The organism is Parabacteroides sp. CT06 (genome assembly GCF_002257605.1).
Taxonomy (GTDB): domain Bacteria; phylum Bacteroidota; class Bacteroidia; order Bacteroidales; family Tannerellaceae; genus Parabacteroides; species Parabacteroides distasonis.
Genome location: NZ_CP022754.1, coordinates 1,937,968 through 1,959,114, shown reverse-complemented (window position 1 = coordinate 1,959,114; position 21,147 = coordinate 1,937,968). Strand labels below are relative to the sequence as shown.

The 21,147-nt window shown below is 47.1% G+C and carries 22 protein-coding genes; all 22 read right to left on the bottom strand.

Annotated elements, in window-relative coordinates; translation table 11 throughout:
* Position 1: 1 nt before the first annotated feature.
* On the bottom strand, positions 2 to 1,333 hold the full coding sequence (locus CI960_RS08505) for a GDSL-type esterase/lipase family protein (RefSeq protein ID WP_005857215.1): 1,332 nt from the start codon (positions 1,331 to 1,333) through the stop codon (positions 2 to 4).
* Positions 1,305 to 2,753 (bottom strand): hypothetical protein, encoded by a 1,449-nt coding sequence (locus tag CI960_RS08500; protein ID WP_005857217.1) that lies wholly within the window; start codon positions 2,751 to 2,753, stop codon positions 1,305 to 1,307. The genes CI960_RS08505 and CI960_RS08500 overlap by 29 nt, the downstream gene beginning before the upstream one ends.
* A gap of 98 nt (positions 2,754 to 2,851) precedes the next feature.
* Positions 2,852 to 3,457, bottom strand: a complete 606-nt coding sequence (locus CI960_RS08495; RefSeq protein ID WP_005857219.1) for a rhomboid family intramembrane serine protease — start codon at positions 3,455 to 3,457, stop codon at positions 2,852 to 2,854.
* Between the two features lie 72 nt (positions 3,458 to 3,529).
* Positions 3,530 to 4,294: a hypothetical protein gene (locus CI960_RS08490; protein WP_009275124.1), complete on the bottom strand. Its 765-nt coding sequence runs from the start codon at positions 4,292 to 4,294 to the stop codon at positions 3,530 to 3,532.
* Between the two features lie 118 nt (positions 4,295 to 4,412).
* A complete protein-coding gene (locus CI960_RS08485) occupies positions 4,413 to 5,531 on the bottom strand; it encodes a universal stress protein (RefSeq protein ID WP_094582636.1) in 1,119 nt (372 codons plus the stop codon).
* Positions 5,532 to 5,645: 114 nt separating this feature from the next.
* Entirely contained in the window at positions 5,646 to 5,918 is a 273-nt protein-coding gene (locus CI960_RS08480) for a hypothetical protein (protein WP_005857225.1), read from the bottom strand.
* A 139-nt stretch (positions 5,919 to 6,057) separates the two neighbouring features.
* Positions 6,058 to 6,750 (bottom strand): phosphatase PAP2 family protein, encoded by a 693-nt coding sequence (locus tag CI960_RS08475; RefSeq protein WP_005857227.1) that lies wholly within the window; start codon positions 6,748 to 6,750, stop codon positions 6,058 to 6,060.
* Between the two features lie 3 nt (positions 6,751 to 6,753).
* Positions 6,754 to 7,521, bottom strand: a complete 768-nt coding sequence (locus CI960_RS08470; protein WP_005857229.1) for a tetratricopeptide repeat protein — start codon at positions 7,519 to 7,521, stop codon at positions 6,754 to 6,756.
* A gap of 4 nt (positions 7,522 to 7,525) precedes the next feature.
* On the bottom strand, positions 7,526 to 9,337 hold the full coding sequence (locus tag CI960_RS08465) for a BatD family protein (protein WP_005857231.1): 1,812 nt from the start codon (positions 9,335 to 9,337) through the stop codon (positions 7,526 to 7,528).
* A 32-nt stretch (positions 9,338 to 9,369) separates the two neighbouring features.
* A complete protein-coding gene (locus tag CI960_RS08460; protein ID WP_005857233.1) occupies positions 9,370 to 10,110 on the bottom strand; it encodes a tetratricopeptide repeat protein in 741 nt (246 codons plus the stop codon).
* 12 nt (positions 10,111 to 10,122) lie between these two features.
* Positions 10,123 to 11,142: a VWA domain-containing protein gene (locus CI960_RS08455; protein ID WP_005857235.1), complete on the bottom strand. Its 1,020-nt coding sequence runs from the start codon at positions 11,140 to 11,142 to the stop codon at positions 10,123 to 10,125.
* Between the two features lie 13 nt (positions 11,143 to 11,155).
* Complete coding sequence (locus CI960_RS08450) at positions 11,156 to 12,142, bottom strand: VWA domain-containing protein (RefSeq protein WP_005857237.1); 987 nt, start codon at positions 12,140 to 12,142, stop codon at positions 11,156 to 11,158.
* Positions 12,143 to 12,145: 3 nt separating this feature from the next.
* The gene (locus tag CI960_RS08445; RefSeq protein ID WP_005857239.1) at positions 12,146 to 13,255 is read right to left on the bottom strand and encodes a hypothetical protein; all 1,110 of its coding nucleotides are present in this window, start codon (positions 13,253 to 13,255) and stop codon (positions 12,146 to 12,148) included.
* A gap of 9 nt (positions 13,256 to 13,264) precedes the next feature.
* Positions 13,265 to 14,134, bottom strand: a complete 870-nt coding sequence (locus CI960_RS08440; RefSeq protein ID WP_005857241.1) for a DUF58 domain-containing protein — start codon at positions 14,132 to 14,134, stop codon at positions 13,265 to 13,267.
* Entirely contained in the window at positions 14,135 to 15,130 is a 996-nt protein-coding gene (locus CI960_RS08435) for a MoxR family ATPase (RefSeq protein WP_005857243.1), read from the bottom strand.
* Positions 15,131 to 15,298: 168 nt separating this feature from the next.
* On the bottom strand, positions 15,299 to 16,390 hold the full coding sequence (locus CI960_RS08430; RefSeq protein WP_005857245.1) for an HU family DNA-binding protein: 1,092 nt from the start codon (positions 16,388 to 16,390) through the stop codon (positions 15,299 to 15,301).
* Entirely contained in the window at positions 16,383 to 16,673 is a 291-nt protein-coding gene (locus tag CI960_RS08425) for an HU family DNA-binding protein (RefSeq protein ID WP_008778384.1), read from the bottom strand. The genes CI960_RS08430 and CI960_RS08425 overlap by 8 nt, the downstream gene beginning before the upstream one ends.
* Positions 16,674 to 16,750: 77 nt before the next feature.
* The gene (gene rimO / locus CI960_RS08420; RefSeq protein WP_005857250.1) at positions 16,751 to 18,049 is read right to left on the bottom strand and encodes a 30S ribosomal protein S12 methylthiotransferase RimO; all 1,299 of its coding nucleotides are present in this window, start codon (positions 18,047 to 18,049) and stop codon (positions 16,751 to 16,753) included.
* Positions 18,046 to 18,999, bottom strand: coding sequence for a signal recognition particle-docking protein FtsY (gene ftsY / locus CI960_RS08415; RefSeq protein WP_005857252.1), 954 nt, complete (start codon positions 18,997 to 18,999; stop codon positions 18,046 to 18,048). The genes rimO and ftsY overlap by 4 nt, the downstream gene beginning before the upstream one ends.
* Positions 19,000 to 19,022: 23 nt before the next feature.
* Positions 19,023 to 19,364 carry a toxin RelE gene (locus CI960_RS08410; protein ID WP_005857254.1) on the bottom strand — a complete coding sequence of 114 codons (342 nt, stop codon included), beginning with the start codon at positions 19,362 to 19,364 and terminating at the stop codon, positions 19,023 to 19,025.
* The gene (locus CI960_RS08405) at positions 19,354 to 19,593 is read right to left on the bottom strand and encodes a hypothetical protein (RefSeq protein WP_005857256.1); all 240 of its coding nucleotides are present in this window, start codon (positions 19,591 to 19,593) and stop codon (positions 19,354 to 19,356) included. Before CI960_RS08405 ends, CI960_RS08410 begins: the two co-directional genes overlap by 11 nt.
* Before the next feature lie 20 nt (positions 19,594 to 19,613).
* Positions 19,614 to 20,753 carry a carboxynorspermidine decarboxylase gene (gene nspC / locus CI960_RS08400; RefSeq protein ID WP_005857258.1) on the bottom strand — a complete coding sequence of 380 codons (1,140 nt, stop codon included), beginning with the start codon at positions 20,751 to 20,753 and terminating at the stop codon, positions 19,614 to 19,616.
* Positions 20,754 to 21,147: the final 394 nt, after the last annotated feature.

Genomic DNA, 21,147 nt, shown 5'->3' with positions numbered 1-21,147 from the left:
CTTATCGGTTATTATATGATTCCATGAACGCCCTAAACAAAAGCGTTCCTTGTTCTTGATACCCTTCTTTCGTAAAGTGAATCCGATCCCGTCCCATCAAACGAGAACTATGCCATTTGCGGCACGAGTTTTTCCCTCCTGTCGTAGTGAATAAATCCCAGCAAGCGACCTCTTCTTTCTTCGCTACATTCCGGATAGCACGGGCAGCCCGCTCGGTATTATCATTACGCACATACGTTCGCTGTTTACCCGACCGGACTCTCCTATAACATTCCGGAGGAGTCGTCAGTAAGATTGCCGTATTAGGTAACTCCTTCTTGACTAACGCCAAGAAAGCCTCTATCTGACCGGAAAACTCATCGGTATTAAAACGTCTGCCAAACGTCTCGTTGGTTCCCATAGAGATGATTAATAAGGACGGTTTTAATAAAGCCAACTGACGTACATAAGCCTCGTCCGTATAATTCACATACATTGCCCCATTCACTCCGATGGAATGGTATAAGATACCCCTGCCTCCATTCTTCAGTGTCAGGCCATAATATAAATTCGTAAAGGATGAGGCCGGACGCAATGTATTCGTGCCCTCTTTCCGTCTCGTACTCTGCAATTGTAGAGTATCGGTCAAGCAGGAGATCCGGAAAGTGTCGGCTAATACACCGGGAACACATACGGTATCCGCACGGAATGTTTGGACCGAGTCTTTCAAAGCCCCGGCAGGAAGCATGGGCATCGACTTCTCCCCTCTATATAAGATCGCCTCATTAAACTCGTATCCGGCACCATTATTCGGGGTTATCACGACATCCAGATTAATCGAGGGGGAAACAGACTTAATCCCGATCCCACCGATCCCTATCGGGGTTTTCCGGACATGCTGAATACAACGTCCGGCAATCCAATCCTTAGCGACGGATTTGATAAAATAATCATCCGGCTCGTTGGTCTTGCTCAACTTAAAAGGAGCGATCCAGCCTCGTCCGGCATTCCCGAACGCCTGTTGGAAAAGGCGCATGACACGACCGCTTAAATGTCCGGCTTGGATATGCGAATCCCCCAACTGGACGATCGTGATAGCCGTATCTTTCCCTGCACGCAACGAATCCAGTTCATTGAAAAAATTATTCCACGCCTTACTAGAATCCGGTAAGATCAACGTATCTTTTCCCACTTTCATAGAATAAGATAAAGGAGGCAACGCTACAGTATCCCGAACCGCCAAACTATCAAGAGATACATCCCCGTTTATTCCGGCTTTAGGTTTCGGAACAGAGAAGCCCATGATCACTCCTAAAACAACCAGACTAATTAACCACTTTCTCCGCTTCATCATAAAAATCTTTTTCTGATAATAACGCTTTCAGCAAGGCATCGGCAATCTCCCGTCCACCCCTGAAGCTTAAATGCGTATAATCCTTACTAGCCCAGTTTAATTCTACGAAACGGACCATACTATTCTCTCCTCCCATGGCACCGAATACATTCCAGAAAGGAACCCCTGCCTTTTTAGCAGCTTGCCTTTGCGCATGCAGCAAGGCTAACACGGCTGGCATCGTCTCGAATTCGCCATCGTCTTGACGGCTTCTGTCCGACACCCCCAACATCAATATATCAGCTTCCGGAAAACAAAGTTGTATATGGTTAATGACCTTTACCATCCGGCTACTATACCATCCATAATTCATCACGCTATCGCTCACGACATTCAACCCATACTGCAAGACAATCAAGTCATACGGACGGATCTTATTCAATGCTTGGCAACGGGAGACATCCAATCGCTCCAATATCATACCCGAGTTTCCCCGAAGAGAGAAATTATCGACCACGACACCTGAATGATCCTCCATAGCGACCCCTAATGCCCGGAACTCCGGAGTATTCTTAAAAGTGAAATCCGCTTCGGTGAACATCCCTTCCAACTCGTATTGGGTTACGATCGATGTGGCGGGAAGCATCTCTTGTAGGGTATCGGCGGAAGCGTTGCAAACCAAGCGCATCTCCGTATTCTTATTCTGCTCATAAATCAGTTTCAAAGAAGAGAACGTCTGGAGCTCCGGATAACGCTTAGTCGTCTTCACATGGATAGAGGCGTTCTCCTCGTTTGCCTCGAACATCATCCCGGATAAAGTATATCCATGCTCATGATCTGTCAGCATAGACCAAGTAGTCCATCCGGAGGCACGTTGCTCCACGGTTGGACGGAACTGTGCCGCTACGGATGTGACCGGTACAAAACCAACACCCCGCCCCCCAAATTCCTTCTGCATCCCGGAACGGAAATCGGCCACCATAATATCTCCTTCGATAAAAGAATCTCCAAGGAAGGCCACACGTACCGGACGATTCAATTCCCGCCTGTTTTTTAAGGCGGCGAAAAATCGTTGCAAACCGATATGTCCAAGAGAATAGTCCTCGATATGAGCCCCCAGCGAATCCGCCCCTTGAACAGCATAGACCGCTTTGTATAACGAATCACGAAGGGCCAAAGCCGCAGAATCTATTCCGGCGGAACGCATGATAGAATCCCTTAATGCTACCGAATCTACTTGAAGGGTGTCCGCTTGTTCCAATTGTTGTTTCAAAGAATCCAAGGAGAGCTTTTCCTCTTTCACCTTGAAATCCGATAAAAGATCTACCTTTTTGATCTTATACCCGAACAATGTATCCGGAAGGCTATATAAACCAAAGCTCATCAACAACGTCAGCGACAGTAACGCTAACACTCTACCCAAATTATTATCTTTGTTCATCTAACTTTTGCTTATAAGGGGACAAAGATAGACAAGTTTACCTACCCGGAAATAATCTTCGGACAAAAAATAACCTTAAATTATCCGTTCAGGGTGGATCATCCCTTAAACGTAAGTTGAGACAAAAAGAGATGCAATAACGAAGGCTCCAGCAGCATTGGGAAAATCAATCCATAAATAGCCCCGTAGAAATGGGCATTATGATTTATGTTATCTCCTGTTTGTTTCGCCATATACTGGCAATAGGCCAGATATAGCAAGCCGAATACGATTCCGGGGACAGGCAGCACGGCGAAAAACAAGATCTTTCCCCAAGGATCAAGGAATATAGAGGTAAATAGAACCGCCGATACCGCTCCAGACGCACCGATAGAGACATAATACGGATCATTACGTCGTTTTATCAAATCATAAAGCGAAGCCACGATCATTCCCCCGAAATAAAGAGCCAGATAAGCCCCTTTGCCGAATCCCATATATCGAAACGTTCGTTCAATATAGAGACCAAATGACCAGAACGTGAACATATTCACTAGCAAATGTGTCATATCCGCATGGATAAATCCATGTGTCACGATACGATAATATTCATGATTCCGGATCGTACGATATGGGATAAACGCTAATTTCATAAATAACTCCCTATTACTAAAACAGATAAAAGAGAGAACCACTGTTATTCCAATAATCAAATAAGTAATCATATATTCTATTATTTTTCTGATGAGCCACAAAGCAAAGCATAAATTCCGGTTTATACAAATATCAGGTATATATTATCTAAGCCAAAGGAAAAACAAGAATCCCCAAAGAAAAACAGATAACAGTAAAACCAAAGGCTTCAAAACTTTATCGCAAAAATAGCTCCTTACTTTCTTTCGATAAGGAATATTTTCCACTGCGATAACACGATTCACCTTATTCGTCCTATCAAAATAGGAAGAATATAGAATCAATATATAAAAACCGAATATTTGCAAAAGAAATAGGATGGAGACTAATGGCTTTTCATATCTTTTCTGTTTCTCTTCTATTTTAAATTGCTTTAAGTCAATCTCTTTTATAACCCGAATCAATGTTTTCTTTTCTTCCAATATTAAAGAATCTAGATTCTCTGAAAAAGAAGAATCTAGACTTTTTAAATTCTCATAGTACCGGACCATACTATCAATTCTATTTCTTTCTGTATTCAAAGAACTCAATTTCATACTTTCAGCAGTCATATCTATATATGATATAGAAAAAGGGAAAAGTAAGAAAGCTAAAGACAACACATTACCACTAATAACAACAAATGTTTTATTCAAGCCTCTGTTTAGTTCCTTCCAAAAAATATTTGTCAAAAAGAACACACTAAGCTGTATAATACAAGCAATACATAAAGTACGTATGGTATACCCCACTAATTGCAGCCAATTCTCCATCGCTTCTACATCTACAGTAATACCAAAGAGGGTCACCGCATAAATCAATGTTATAACTATCATTAATCTATGTTCTTTCTTTAATCCAAGTACCAGATCAAACATTCTTTCCCACATACTATCCTTATATTTTTTCGCCAAAGATACAAAGATTGCTTTAAGCACATGGTATATAATAAAAAAGTGGATAAGCCTTTTCTCATATCCACTTTTTATTTGTTACTTGAATAAGAAGCTATTTCTTGCTATCGATTACCAATAACGGAGTATTGGTGTGGAATAACATCTTTCTCGCGATCGAAGGATTGAACATCCGGGCTAGGATATTACGGCGATATGTGCTTAGGGCTATAACATCAATTTGTTTATCACGAACAAATTTCTCGATGGCTAACAGCAAGTCACCATCGGCTAGAACCGTATGGGAAATATGGGCATGTGGATATTGTTTTTTGAAATATTCACGAACGCCCGTTAAACGAATCTCATTCCATTCATCATTACTGGTAGAGATATTGAATAGATGGATATTAAGATCAAAGCCTTTGATGATTTCCATAAACTCGTCAAACGCAACCAAATCTCTCTGGTTAAACGATGTAGCGAAAGCGATATTCTTAGCGTCTCTCAAATCCGTGAAAGGAACATTCTCCGGTATCGCCAATACAGGAACCCGGTTTACCTCGATTACCTCTCCGGTCACGCTACCGATCAGATCCATATCTTTTTGGCTCTTACCTCTCGTTCCCATCACGATCAATGTCGGATGATACTCCTTGCTATAGGCGATGATCTCCTCTTCCGGCAAGCCTTCACGTAATACATAATCGTATTTTACCTTTGGTAATTCACCAGAGGACATCTTCCGGTTGATATGCGTACAAATATTCTCCATATCGATACGGACACGTTGTAAGATATGCTGTACGGATTCCTCCTCGTTTACTTGGTAAGCCAAAGTATCTCCCATCGGGATAGCGGATGGAAAATAGGGGCTGAAATAGGCGTGCATGATCATCACCTCCGCACCTACCGCATGAGCGTAATTAATTCCCAACTCACAAGCCTTGGCGGAATAATCCGAGAAATCAATCGGGATCAGAACTTTCTTGACCGCATTAACCTTCGCCTCTTCCTCCTTTGGTTCCTCAAACCACTTATTGTCTTCAATAATGCGTAAAGCATGCGGTAAATCACTCTCCTTAATACGCACACGCACTCCTGCCGAAACGACCGGCTGAATCTGGTTTACATTATGTATATAGACCTCTATGCCTTCTGTTTCGAGGATTGTCTTGAGAATCTGGGCTTTCTCGAACGTGTGGATAGCCAATGTCACTAATTTATCTTCCATACTCAATACATTTTTATAGATGAAACAATCGGGATTTATGAATTGTTGAATATAAAAAAATCCCAAAGCGTTCTTTCATTTAGCTATGGGATTTTTTATACGAATGAATTTCTCTTACGCTTTTTGTGCTTCGGCATCCTGACTCTCGGCCAGTATCTGCAAAGCACGCTCGAAAATAGTCGTGTCATCTAAAACAACCAACCCTCCGTCCGGACCGGGCTCGATATGGAAACCACAACTCCGTCCATCTTGAAAATTATGTCCACCGAAATAGTTACGAACTGTCTCTACCTTTAATCCCAGCTCATCGGCGATGCGTTGTGTACTTCCGTCAGGTAACGAATCTTTAATTCTTCTCAGTTCGTTAAATGTAATCGTCTTTGTCATGGCTTTCTTATTTTGAAGGTTAATACTTTTGTTTAATATTATGGCACTAACTTAGTCATTTAATAGCATTGAAACAAATTATTATTGAGAAAATGAGCTGAAAACAAATATGCTTTACGACATACTTAACGAAAATCTCTTATATTAAGCACGATACCAATTGCTCATTAAATAGGGCTATTAAAAGGATGGTCAACCAAATCGCATAGGTGATCCAGCGTTTCCGGATATCCGAGTAAATGGCCTCCGGACATACCCAAGAATCTGCCGGAATCAATTTAGGCCTTATATAGTGGTATAACAGATATACAAGATACCCGAATAGCAGACCGGATAAAGCTCCCGGAATAATATCCGTGATAAAATGCACTCCTAAATAAATACGAGTATAGGAAGTCAAAATCGCCCAAAAGAAAATAGTCCATCCGAATAGTTTATTCCTGAAGATCAGCGCCATCAAGGTCGCAAAGCCGAAAGCATTCGCCGCATGGCTGGAGATAAATCCATACATACCGCCCCGATAACCGAACACCACCCTTACCTGATCCATAAAGTCAGGGTGATGAGTCGGACGGAAACGGGTGAAGATGGGTTTACAAACATGCGAAGCGAACTGGTCGCATAACGTGATCGTCAAGACAATGGCCAATAAGATCAACAACCACTCCTTCCAGTTCTTCTTATAGCACAATACCACCAATATAAAAAAGGCTAACGGTAGCCAAACCGCCTTGCCTGAATAGATCCACATAAAGCGATCTAAAAAAGCGGAGTCGCTACCGTTAAGCATAAAGAACGCATCACGTTCCCAAACCAATAATTGTTCTAGCATGTATCAGATTTTTTCTATGTCTTTACTAGGCATCCATCCTACGTTCCCGTCCTCAAGCTCAATCTCGCTCCATTCGCCGAGCGTGCTCTTCACGGTCACGTTCGTTCCCTCGTGTAATACGAAAAGATCCGTACCGCTAGCGTCAGGCGAGCTTTTCACCGTAACGGTCGGGGCGAATACGATAGCGTGTTTACGGTTTATCATCTCATCCTTCTGGTCGCTGGCGAATATATTGGCAAAAACAACCATGATAATAAATAGGACACCCAAATAGAAACCGATCTTCTTCAAGCGTACCCAACGAGAGAAAAAGAACAAGATCAAGCAACCGATAAACAACAGGAAGCACACGATACCTGTCTTCGCCCAAGAGTCTGCGGAACCGAGGTTCTCCACGCTCTTAAACCATTTGACCAAGAAGAAATCACCAACCGGCTCAATCTTATCGATGGTCTTCTGACGGGCCATCTGTAAATTGAAGCGAGCATCGCTATCACCCGGATCCAGCAGAAGACAACGTTCGTAGTTCAATATAGCCGGAGCGATCTTACCCGCCTTATAATAGGTATTTCCCAAATTATAATAAACGGCGGCAGACTCGCCATTGCTCTTCAAGATTCCCTCATATAGCTCGATCGCCTTTGCGTAATCTTCTTTCGTGTAAGCGACCTCGGCCTCCTTCAAGGCGGTATCTTGCGCATAAGCAGATCCTATCAGACATAGAGTCAATAAGAAAAACAATACCTTTCTTAAATTTATAGTCATCTTCATCTTCTTACTTTTTAATTGTATTCTCCATTTTACCAATAGCGTCTACCGTCAGCTCATACAACTTATCCATAGCGTCCGACGCTTGGGACGGAGCGTAACGAGCGAACTCACAAGTATTCAAGATATCCATGAACTCATTCGTCAAGGATTCGTCTACACCGTATTTAGCCAATTCTATCTCTACGTTATCCTTGGTCAGATCGGATTGCGGGATACTCAGCTTATCGCTCAAATAGCCCCACAACGCACGCAGCACCTCGTCGTAGAATTCTTCCTTCTTATTCTCTTTCATCAGCTTGCCAGCGTTCTTCAGACGTCTAACCGCCATCTTGTTCGCCTTCTTGGTACGAACCAAGGCGATGTCGGCGTTTTCCTTCACCTGCTTACGATAAATAAAGAAGAATACGATAAACAAGATAGCTGGTACGATATAGCAAAGATAATACATAAAGGAACCGAAGAAAATACCATCACCTCCCTCGATAAAGGAGAAATCTTTCGTCTTCAAGTAACGGATATCCTTGCCTAAGTATTTCACGCTCTCTTTATTACTAAAGTTCGATACGACCGGGGAAGAACCGCTACCGCCCTTACCTTGCTCCACATGCAACTTATAAGGCTCGGACTTGATGGTCTTGTACGAACCGGACTTGATATCGAAATAGGAGAAAGCGATCGCCGGGATCTCGAAATCACCTGCGTAACGGGGTATCGCCATATATTCGATCGTCTTGCTTCCACTGACACCGGCGGTCGTGGTCTTGATGTCCATCTCTACTTTCGGATCGTAGACATCGAAATCGTTCGGGAAAACCACTTCCGGATTCTTCACCAACTTCACGTTTCCGTTACCCGTGATTTTCACCTTTATGGTTACAGCCTCGTCTGTCTTGACGTTGTTCGAGCTGATATCAGCCGTCATGGAGAACGTACCTACGGCACCGGAGAAAGAAGCGGGCTTACCGGAGGGCAAAGGCTTCACGTCGATAGTAACCGGAGAAGTGGTCAACACCTTGCTCACATCCCGATACGAGTCGAAAAAACTATCGAAGATGCTACCGCCGCCCGCTTGTTGCATACGGACACGCACCACGGCATCATACTTTCCACCTTCGATCGTGATCTTACCGGAACGTTGGGGATACAGGATCACTTGACGCATTACGGCCGACTGGTAGTTACGCCCGTTGTAGTTTTCCAAGGTCAGTTGTTTCTCTTGCGGCAACTCAACCTCTTGTACCAAGAAACCCTCGAACTCCGGGTATTTCAATCCCGTAATCGAGAAATTTTCCAAGGAATAGACCTTGAAAGTCACCAAGAAACCTTCTTGCTCGAACACGCTTCGTTTGGATACGTCCATCTTCACGAACAGCCGATCGTTAGAGATCGCCCCGCTCGCCGTCGTTGTCTCCGCCTCTTGCTTACCCGCCTTATCAGCAGGAAGCACCTTGATGGCCAAGCCATTCGATGTATAATTAGAGCCGTTCACCTTGATCGTTGCCGGAGCGATATTAAACGTACCTTCCTTCTTCGGCATCAAGACATACGTATACGTAACGGTTGTCTCGCTGGTACTCTTCCCGTTCACCCAGCTACTGCTATAGGAGGTGGATTGGGAGGGACCCATTAATACGTCAAAGTCTGGCATCTCCTGTACTCTCAAATCCCTGCCTTCGGCATTGACGGTGAAAGTCAAGCGAAACTGCTCTCCCATTACCACCGCTTGGGGCGCCGAGGCCTTGAAGGTCACATCCGCGGCCTTTGTCGCCACCCCTACCGTTAACATCAGGATGAATAAGAAAATTAATTTCCTCATTGTGTATCTCATTTTTTCGTTAATTATCCAGTTTACCACTCCTTCTCGCTCTTCCGGCGTTGTTGCTGCTGCATCTGCGCCTTCTTCACCTTCTCTTGGGTGTCTTTCTCGTCTTGCAGGAAGGCGTCCAACATCTGCTGGGCATTGTCCTTGCTCATTTGCTCGTTGGATTGCTGTTGCTCTTGGGTCTTATCCTGCTTCTGGTCGTCTTGCGGCTGTTGTTGTTGCTGTTGCTGCTGATCGTCCTTCTGATCCTTGTTCTCCTGCTTGTCGTCGTTCTGTTGATCTTGGCTCTGATCCTGATTCTGCTGATCCGACAGCAGTTTCTGGGCCAAGGCCAAGTTATAACGGGTCTCGTCATCTTTCGGATTCAAGCGAAGCGATTGCTTATACACCTCCACGGCCTTACCGTAATCCTTGTTCTGCATGAAGATATTCCCCATATTATGATACACCTCCGACAAGCGTGCCTTCCCTTCCGGCGTAGCCACCATCTTCTCCCCTTGCCCGGCGATCAATTGATATTGCTCGGCGGCCTCGGGGAACTTGCCTTGCTTGTATAGGGAATTCCCCAGATTATAGGTTCCTTCCGTAGAGCGGGGATTCACCTCCAAGCTCTTGCGATAAGCGATCTCGGACTCGGTGTATTTCTCGCTCTCATAAAGCTTATTCCCCTCACGCACGTTCTTCCGTTCCGCTTTCTGGGCAGAGACCGCCCCAGCGCTGAGCGCCAAGACCGATACCCATATCATAGATTTATATATACGTCTCATCACTTCGTCGAATTAAGAGAATAATTTTACTTTCCTAAATATACGGTTCTTACGATCCAAGGTCATGAAATCGGCGATCAAGAGGAACAAAGCTATCCAAGCGAAAATCTGGAACTGCTCGTCATACTCGGAATAGACCTTGCTATCCAGCTCCGTCTTGTTCATTTTCTCGATTTCTTTCTGAAGGGCTTTCAAGGCGGAGTTCGTATTGTCCGCACGTACGTACATACCGTTTCCGGCGGCGGCGATCTCTTGACCCATCTGCTCATTCAGCTTCGTGATCACCACGTTTCCGTCCTTATCCTTCATATAATTATTGCTTCCTTGGATGGGGATCGGAGAACCTTTCGGATCACCCATTCCCACGATGTTCACGTGGATGCCCTTCTCGGCGGCGGCTTTGGCGGCACCGATAGCGTCGTCCTCATGGTTCTCGCCGTCGGTGATCAAGATGATCGCCTTATCGGTCGTCTCGTCCGGGGTAAAGGAACGGGCGGCCAAGTTGATGGCGGCACCGATCGCCGTACCTTGCGTAGAGACCATCGACGGGTTGATAGAGGACAAGAACATCTTGGCGGAGATATAATCCGAGGTGATCGGCAACTGCGTGAAAGCGTCGCCGGCGAACACGATCAAGCCTACCTTATCATTCGTAAAGCCGTCCGTCAATCGGGATAGCATCTGTTTGGCCTTATCCAAACGGTTGGGCGACACGTCCTCGGCCAACATGGAGTTGGATACGTCCAGACACACCATGATCTCTACTCCCTGACGCTTCACCGTCTCCAGTTTCGAGCCGAATTGAGGCCCCGCTATAATAAAGATAACCATGGTAATGGCTCCGAACAACAGCCAAAACTTCAGATGCTGGCGCTTGGTCGATACCTCGGGCATCAACTCGGCCAACAACGTAGGGTTACCGTATTTCTTTATCGCTTTCTTCTTCACGATCATGGCGTACACGTAGAACGCCACCAACGCGGGAAGGAGAAAAAGCAAATATAAAAAGTCCGGATGCGCAAATCGAAACATAAGCCTTTTATCTTTATGGTATATTTCTCAACAATGTATTTCTCAATAAGATCTCCACCAGCAACAGGGCGAACACCAGCAAGGCCCAGTTCTTATACTCCTCCTGCTTCTTGCTGTACTCTTGTACGCTGATCTTGGTCTTCTCCATCTGGTCGATCTCGGAATAGATCTCCTTCAGGCTGGCGTTGTCCGTAGCACGGAAATATTGCCCTCCCGTGGTAGAGGCGATCTGCTTCAACGTAGCCTCGTCGATCTCTACCGGTATATTCTGGTACTGCACGCCGAAAGCGGTCTGGAACGGATACGGCGCCATGCCTTTCGTTCCGACTCCGATCGTATAGACACGCACGCCGAACGTCTTGGCGATCTCGGCAGCGGTAACCGGAGCGATCTCGCCGGCGTTGTTCGAACCATCGGTCAGAAGGATAATCACCTTCGACTTAGCGTGGCTGTCCTTAATACGGCTCACGGCATTCGCCAAGCCCAACCCAATTGCCGTTCCGTCTTGGATCATACCGCTTTGGATATCCTTGAAGAGGTTCAGCAAGACCGTATGATCGGTTGTCAACGGGCATTGCGTAAAGCTCTCAGCAGAAAAGACCACGAGACCGATGTTATCGTTCGGACGGCCGTTGATGAACGACGCGGCCACATCCTTCGCCGCCTCCAAGCGGTTCGGTTTCAAGTCTTGCGCCAGCATACTCCCCGAGATATCCATCGCCAACATGATATCGATACCTTCCGTGGAAGAATTGGACCAACTATTCGTGGATTGCGGACGGGCCAAGATCACGATCAGCAGCGCTACCGCTACCATACGCAACACGAAAGGCACGTGACGCAAGTACACGATCCATGATACCGCTCCCGGCGCCTCGAACGCCTCCGACGAGGAGACCTGCAAGCTGGCCTGACTCTTGCTCAGCTTGTAGACGTACCATCCGATCATCGGGATGAGCAACAACAATAAATATAAATAATTAGGATTCGCAAATACCATCTCTTAATCCTTTAAATTAGTTGTATCGTTCGTAGACTTGGGCTGATAGCGTGTCAAGTCGTCTTGACACGGGGCTACCGGCTCATTTGACAGAGGGCTGTCAACGGCTTTGACAGCAGGCTGTCGCTCCTCTTGACCCGAGGCTGTCAGCTCATCTGACAGGGGACTGTCAACCAGCTCCACCATCTCCTCCTCCTTCGTCTGGTTCACGAACAAATACGCGTTCATCATACTCAAATCATTCTCATCCGGCAGCGGGTTCATCTTGGCGAATTTCACGAAGTCGGCCAATTGCAGAATCTGCCTCAAGTTATCGTACACGCTCTGCGCCTCGGAGTTCTTGCGGATCAGGTCCAAGATCTCACCGGAAGTCATCTCCATGGCATTGATACCGAAACGTTCCTCGATATACTTACGCAGCGTATCCGTGATCAAGGTGTAATACTCCTTGCTTCGTCCTTGCTGCCAGAGTTTCTGTTGCTTGATCTCATCCAGTTCCTTGATGGCCTGCTCGTGAGGCGGAAGTTTCGGCTCCTCTTTCTTGAATGGGATCAACGACTTCTTCGCACGGATCCGTTTCACGATATAGGCGATCACGCAAATCAAGAACAGGGCCAGCAAGATCCCGTAAATGATCGGATAATAATCGGCCCATACGAAAGGTGGCTTCCATACGGTCTTGATGTCGTTGAACTCCTCCGGCTTGTCCGCGTTCACGGGAATCGTGGAGACCTTCAAGGCGACTTGGTTGGAATATACGGTATCCACCCCGTCTATCACCTTCAACGGAGGCAACAGATAGAGTGACGAGTCAAACGAGGTAATCAATACATCCTGCTTGATAACGAGCCGGTCGTTCTCGATCTCCGTGGAGTCCGCCTTGGAGAGGTTCAGTACCTCCACCCCCGTCATCAAGGTATCGTTCGGGATCACGATCTGCACGGGGCGATCCTTATCCGCCGTTACCGTAAGGTGCAAGGTAGTCTGCTCTCCGATCAATATGGCGGCCGAGTCGATAGCGACATCGATCAACGGCCTTTGCGCATATGCCCTTCCCCCCACGAGGGAAGCGGCGGCGACCAGAAACAGGATACTTTTCTTTATCAATTTCATCTGCTTGCTTTAATTACGTTTGTCAAAAAGAGCAATCAATGCTTTCACATAATCATCCTCGGTACGGACAGATACGGAGTCTACACGGCATTTCTTGAACGTATCGCTCATCTTCGCCTGCCGTTTCTCCCACCATTCCTTATAGGCCGCGCGCACACGGGCGGAGGAACTGTCTATCCATTGCTCCTTCCCGGTCTCGGCGTCCTTGATCTTCATAAGGCCTACGGCGGGAAGCTCGGTCTCACGACGGTCGTACACCTGAATGGCTACCATGTCATGCTTGCGGTTGGCCACCGTCAGGGCGTCCTTGAAACCCTCCTTATCGATAAAATCGGAAATGAGGAAAGCCGTGCAACGCTTCTTGATGGCGTTGGTCAAGTATTTCAACACTTGGCTGATATCCGTTCTCGTCTCCTCGGGATGGAAATCGATCAGCTCCCGGATGATATATAAGATATGTTTCTTTCCTTTCTGGGGCGGGATAAACTTCTCGATCTTGTCCGAGAAGAACACCACGCCGATCTTATCGTTGTTCTGTATCGCCGAGAAAGCCAAGGTAGCGGCGATCTCGGTGATCACCTCCTTCTTCATGACGTTGACGGAGCCAAAGTCACGGCTACCGGACACGTCGATCAGCAGCATCACCGTCAGCTCACGCTCCTCCTCGAACACCTTGACGTAGGGGCGGACGTAGCGGGCGGTGACGTTCCAGTCGATATCCCGGATATCATCGCCGTATTGATATTCCCTTACCTCGCTGAACGCCATACCACGGCCCTTGAAAGCCGAATGGTACTGGCCGGCGAAGATGTTACGGGAAAGACCACGGGTCTTTATCTCGATACGGCGGACCTTTTTTAATAATTCACTTGTCTCCATTTAAGGAACTTCTACTTTATTCAAGATCTCGCTGATTACCTCCTCTGAAGTCAAGTTGTTCGCCTCGGCCTCATAACTCAAGCCGATACGATGGCGCATCACGTCGTGGCATACCGCACGGATATCCTCCGGGATCACATAGCCCCTACGCTTGATGAAAGCGTACGCACGGGCGGCCAACGCCAAGTTGATAGACGCACGAGGGGAAGCGCCGAAAGAGATCATGCTCGCCAAGTTCGGCAAACCAGCCTCAGCCGGAAAACGGGTAGCGAAGACGATATCCACGATGTAACGCTCGATCTTCTCGTCCAAATAAACCTCACGAACCACGTTACGGGCGTCGAGGATCTCCTCTTTCGTCAAGATCGGCTTGATCTCCGGACGTTCTCCGGATATATTCTGGCGTATGATTAATTTCTCTTCCTCCTTCTTCGGATAATTGATGATCACCTTCAACATGAAACGGTCTACCTGCGCCTCAGGCAACGGGTACGTACCCTCCTGCTCGATCGGGTTCTGGGTAGCCATTACCAAGAAAGGCTTCGGCAACTTGTAGGTATGCTCGCTGATCGTGACCTGACGCTCCTGCATGGCCTCCAACAAGGCACTCTGTACTTTCGCCGGGGCACGGTTGATCTCGTCCGCTAACACAAAATTAGCGAAGATCGGGCCTTGCTTTACCTGGAACTCTTCGCTTTTCTGACTGTAAATCATCGTACCGATCACATCGGCCGGAAGTAAGTCCGGGGTGAACTGGATTCGGCTGTATTTAGCGTCGATCAACGACGACAATGTTTTAATGGCAAGTGTCTTAGCCAAACCCGGCACACCTTCCAACAGGATATGTCCGTCCGAAAGCAAACCGATCAACAAGGATTCAACCAAATGCTTTTGTCCGACGATTACTTTGTCCATACCCATCGTAATCATGTTCACAAACGAGCTTTTACTTTCAATTCGCTCATTCAACTCACGAATGTCTACTGTCTGACTCATAAGATTTATTCTATTATATTGTTATTATATTGTCCCAATTTTACGTTGATTTTTTAGGATGCACAAAATTAGAAATGTTAAATTCGTATCCTTCACTTTTGCAGTTAAATAATACTAACCAACACTTCCTCGTTTTGTTTTATTTTACTTAAAAAAGGGGGATTTCTCTTACTCCCCGGCAAGTATCTCTGTTTGTAGGGCGGCGGCTTTCTCCCGCGACTCACGGCTCTTGGCATCGATGCCATACGATTCCGGTGCGGGTATCTCGATCACGGTACCGATCGGGACGTTGTTCGGGTCTTTTATAACAGCCTTATTATGTTGGTAAATATACACCCAGAATAATTTATTGCCATAATATTCCAAGGCGATCACGGTGAGGCGGTCGCCATGCTTGATCTTCACCTGCCCCAATGGTTTTGGCGCCGGTTCCACATAAGGCTCCGGTTCCGTATGCGGGGTCTTCTCCGCTACCGAGTCCGGATGAAGCATCCAAGCTGATTCTTGAACCGTGTCCTTGGCCGTATTCTTGGCTTCCGTTATCACCTCTTCTTGGGCAGGCGCCGGTTTCCAATTATTTCTTCCCAGATAGAAGAATACAGAGATTACGATTATCAAAAAGGCGACGATCATTAATACCCCCTTTTCCTCCGGTTTCCTACGGGCTTGCTCTTCCGGTCTCTCTGGTATGGGAGATGGCTCCGCGGGCGGTTCCGGTTCCAATCCACGTTCCGGTTCAGATACCGATGACGGCTCCGGATCAAACGCTTGCTCTGGCTCAGGCAATGGTTCAGGTTCAGGTTCTAGTATCGGTTCGGGCTTCTCTTTGGGCTGAGTATTTGCCAAAGGGATTTCCTTATCCGGCATTACCTCCTCCACGGACTCGTCTTCCGTTTCCTTCTCCTCTACGGACTCATCCATGTCCGAGAAATCCACGTTCTCGTTGATCTCTGTCGTCTCAAAGATAGAGAAAGGCTTGTTTACCTGTTCCCGCAGGTCTTTATCCGGCAGGAAAGAGAATTTATAATGTTCGGGGATCAAGAAACGTTCACCGGTATTCACGTGGATACTCTCCCGCTTCTCCACAGAGATAATCTTGAAAGTACCCAAGCCCTTTACTTTTACGATCTTATCCGTATAGACCCCTTCGGATACCACCGAGATAAAATCTCTCAAGAAACGCTCTACCTCTCCTCTGTCCTTGCCGGTACGCTCCGATAATAAACCGGCTAAATCTTGTATATTCAGCCGGTTATTCATGATCACCCAATTCCTTTAAACGATTCTTCACGGTCGTTCCGGGCTTGAACACGGGAACTAATTTAGGGGGAACCAGATATCGCTTCCCGTTCGCCGGATTCACGGAAATACGTTCCGCTTTCTTTTTCACCTCGAACTGGCCGAAGCCTTGCAGATAGATCGTATCGTTATCCACTAATTTCGAACTTACGACGGAACTGAGCGCAGAAAGCATGTCGGATACCTCCTTCGAGGTCCAATCCATGCGATTCGCCAATTCCGTTATAAGTTCCTTGTTTTTCATATCTAATTCCATAACAGTTCGTGCTGCTATATTAGTTATTTTTTCGTTAACCGACAAATATATTGACAGTTTTTACATCAATTCAACACTTTACCATACAGATCAAACGCTTGTGCGTCAATCACCTTTACTTGGTAAAAGCTACCCGGACTCAAGGGAGTATCCTTGGAAATCAATATTTCCGGATCTACCTCGGGCGAGTCGTATTGCGTACGTCCCACGTAGAAATCCTCCTCCTCCCGGTCTACGATCACCCGAAAGGTCTGCCCTACTTTCGAGGCGTTCACGTCGGCGGAGATGCCTTCTTGCACACGCATCAAGTAATCCAGCCGGTCTTGCTTCACCTCCTGCGGGATCTCGTCTTTATAATGCTGATAAGCATAGGTACCCTCCTCATGGCTATAAGCGAAAGCGCCCATACGCTCGAAACGGATATCTTTCACGAAGCGGATCAACTCCTCGAAATCATGCTCCGTCTCGCCGGGATGACCCACCATCAAGGTGGTGCGTAGATGGATGCCCGGCACTTCCCGGCGCATACGCTCCAGCAGCTCATACGTCTCGGCCTTCGTGATATTGCGGCGCATCATCCTCAACATCGGGTCGCTGATATGCTGGAGGGCGATGTCCATATACTTGCAAACGTTATCACGCTCACGCATCACCGGCAACAGGTCATAGGGGAAATGAGACGGATACCCGTAATGCAAACGAATCCACTCCATGCCCGGGATGTCGGATACCCGCTCCACCAGTTCCGGCAAGGCCATTCGCTTATAGCGATCGAGGCCATAAAACGTAAGATCTTGGGCGATCATCTGGAATTCTTTTACGCCTTGCGCGACCAAGCCACGAACCTCGTCTACGATCTCGTCCATCGGACGGGATTGATAAGCCCCGGTTATGATCGGGATCGAACAGTAAGAACAAGTACGGTTGCATCCCTCCCCGATCTTCACGTAAGCGTAGTGCCTCGGGGTGGTGAGCACACGATCCGTAGCCAGCTCTTGATGGTACGACTTGCCCAGATCGGAGATCAACTCCTTCCAATTAAATTTCCCGTAGAAACGATCTACCTCGGGAAGTTCCTTCTCCAGATCTTTCAAGAAACGTTCCGACAAGCAGCCCATCACGAAGAGCTTCCCGATCCGTCCTTTTTGTTTTTGTTCGCCCAGTTCTAAGATCATATTGATAGATTCCTCTTGGGCGTCGCCGATGAAACCACAGGTATTCACTACCACGATCTCGCCATTGATCTTATGGGGATCATGCTCTACCGTATAGCCATTGGCAACGAATTGGCGCATAAGTTGCTCCGAGTCCACTAGGTTTTTCGAACACCCCAGCGTAATAATATCTACTTTATTTTTTCTCATTCTCCAAATAACGAATTGACAAACTCACGTTTGCGGAATACTTGCAAATCCTCCATCCCCTCGCCGAGTCCGATATATTTCACGGGGATACGGAAATGGTCGGAGATACCGATCACGACACCCCCCTTGGCTGTACCGTCCAGTTTGGTCACGGCCAAGGCGTTCACCTCGGTGGCGGCGGTAAATTGTTTCGCTTGCTCGAAAGCGTTCTGCCCGGTAGAGCCGTCCAATACCAACAAGATCTCGTGGGGGGCGTCCGGAATCACCTTTTTCATCACGTTCTTGATCTTGGTAAGCTCGTTCATCAAGTTGATCTTGTTATGCAGACGTCCGGCAGTATCGATAATCACCACGTCGGCATCGTTCGCCTTGGCGGAGCTCAGCGTATCGAAAGCCACGGAAGCGGGGTCCGAGCCCATGTTCTGCTTCACGATAGGTACGCCTACCCGCTCGCTCCAGATCACTAGTTGCTCCACGGCGGCGGCACGGAACGTATCGGCGGCGCCCAGATAGACCTTCTTGCCGGCTTTCTTGAACTGGTAAGCCAGCTTACCGATCGTGGTCGTCTTACCCACCCCGTTCACGCCTACAACCATGATCACGTAGGGTTTCTTGCCCTCCGGAAGCGCGAATCCCTCGGCATCCTCCGTATTGTTCTCTGTCAGCAAGCTAGCGATCTCGTCACGCAGCAGGGTGGTCAATTCTTGGGTGGTGACATACTTGTCACGGGCCACACGCTTCTCGATACGGTCGATGATTTTCAACGTGGTATCTACACCGACATCCGAGGTAATCAGTACTTCCTCCAAATTATCCAACACATCGTCGTCCACCTTACTCTTACCGGCGATCGCCTTGGTAATCTTGGAAAAAACACTCTCCTTCGTCTTCGACAGACCTTTATCCAAGGTTTCCTTCTTGTCCTTACTGAAAAAGCTAAAAATACCCATATTTATTTTGTTTCTGTTTTTATTTACTTCAAATCACACTTATCAAGTAGTTTCCGGATCTCCTTAACGGACATAGACTCAATCTCGCTCTTATCATACATCGTCACAAGATAAATTGTTCCTTCATCAACGCTGACAAGTACCGTAAAAGTTATCACCCGAGCTCCCCCTCTCTTACCCTGTGATTTCGAACGGATGGACATCCGGACCTTACGGAGGCCACCTCCCAAATCCGTTCCCGACAAAGGGTTCTCCAGCAGTTCGTCCCTCAACCTTAGGATATCTTCTTTCAACGACTTATATCGTTTCGCCAAATATTTCACCTCCTTAGCGAAGGGCGGTAATGCCTCAATCTTATAACTCATTCAATAGATCCTCCAATGGGCGAGAGGTTATTTTTCCCGCCTTCAAGTCTTTTACGCTCTGGAAAGCCTCTTCCAGCACCTCCCGCTCGCTTCGCTTGGCAGGCGAGAAGGTCTTCTCTTTTAAGTTCCGCAAGAGCGATAAAGCCTTACGCATAAGCTCCTCATTATCCAAGATACTCATGGCTTCCTCCATGTATGTATATTTCAACTCATTCGCTGTCATGGTCATATTCCTCCCTTTGCTTGTTTTTAATCCATCCTGTTCTTATAATCCTCATAGCCGAACGTACGGTACATCACCAGCTGGTCGTCCTTGCTCCAAAGGGCTAAGGAAGGATGCGGGATGCCGTTGAACATATTCGTTTTCACGATCGTGTAGTGGATCATATCCTCGAAAATCAGCTTGTCGCCGATCTCCAAAGGCTTGTCGAACGACCAATCCCCCATATAATCACCGCTTAAACAGCTATTCCCCCCGATCCGGTACGTAGGTTTCCCCTCCACGGCATCCGTGGCGAAACGGATAGCCGGCTTGTAGGGCATCTCCAGGCAATCCGGCATATGGCAGGTGAACGAGGCGTCGATAATCGCCGTCTTGATACCGTGGTTCTCCACGATGTCCACCACGGTTGTCAGCAAGAACCCGGTCTGCCAAGCGAAGGCGCTACCCGGCTCCATGATCAACTCCAAGTTCGGATATCTTTCCTTAAAGCCTTTCAGCAAAGCGATTAAATGCTCCACGTCGTAGCCCTTACGGGTCATCAGATGGCCGCCTCCCATATTCAGCCACTTGACGTGAGGCAGGAAACGGCCGAAACGCCTCTCCACCTCGGCCAGTGTCCGCTCCAGATCATAGGAGGTAGACTCACACAAGGTATGGAAATGCAGCCCCTCGATACCCTCCGGCAGCTTATCTCCCAGCAAGTCGCCGGTCACCCCCATCCGGGAACCCGGGGCGCAAGGATTATACAGGTCCGTCTCCACGTCCGAGTATTCCGGATTGATCCGCAATCCACAAGACACCCGGTTACCATCCGCCCGCACCATCGGATAAAAACGATGGAACTGAGAGAGCGAGTTGAACGTGACATGACTACTGTATCTCAAGATCAACGGGAAATCAGCCTCCGTATAAGCCGGGGAATAGGTATGCGCCGGACTTCCCATCTCCTCGAAGGCCAACTGGGCCTCGAATTTAGAGCTCGCTGTCGAAAAAGGAATGTACTCACGTACGATTGGGAACGCTTTCCATAAAGCGAAAGCCTTAAAAGCCAATATGATATTCACTCCCGCACGTTCTTTTACGCTCTTGATCAAGGACAGGTTGTTTCTCAGTAATTTCTCCTCCATCACATAGCAAGGCGAGGGTATCTTGTTGATGTCTATCATGCTGTATCTCAATATTTCATAATAAATATGCAAATATAGCGAAAACATTCGGAGAAAGCAAGGTTTCCGCTCCGAAAAAGCAATAAAAATACAACTATATTTTTCATTTAAAGACTATTGTGTTTAGCCACGAACACTATTGTGTTTGGCGGCGAACATTATTGTATTCAACCGTGAACACTATTGTGTGTTTTAAAGGGAAAAAACGGCGACGTGACGTCGCCTCTTCTTTTTTTCTTATCTTTCCTAATATACTTATATATAGTAGTGCGAAACGCAGTGCGAAAAAGCGATACCTTTTTCATTCAATCAACTAAAAACCAACACCTTGGTCATTCGAAACGTAGTGCGAAATGCGGTGCGAAATACGATGCGGCTCGTAGCATGCCCAGAC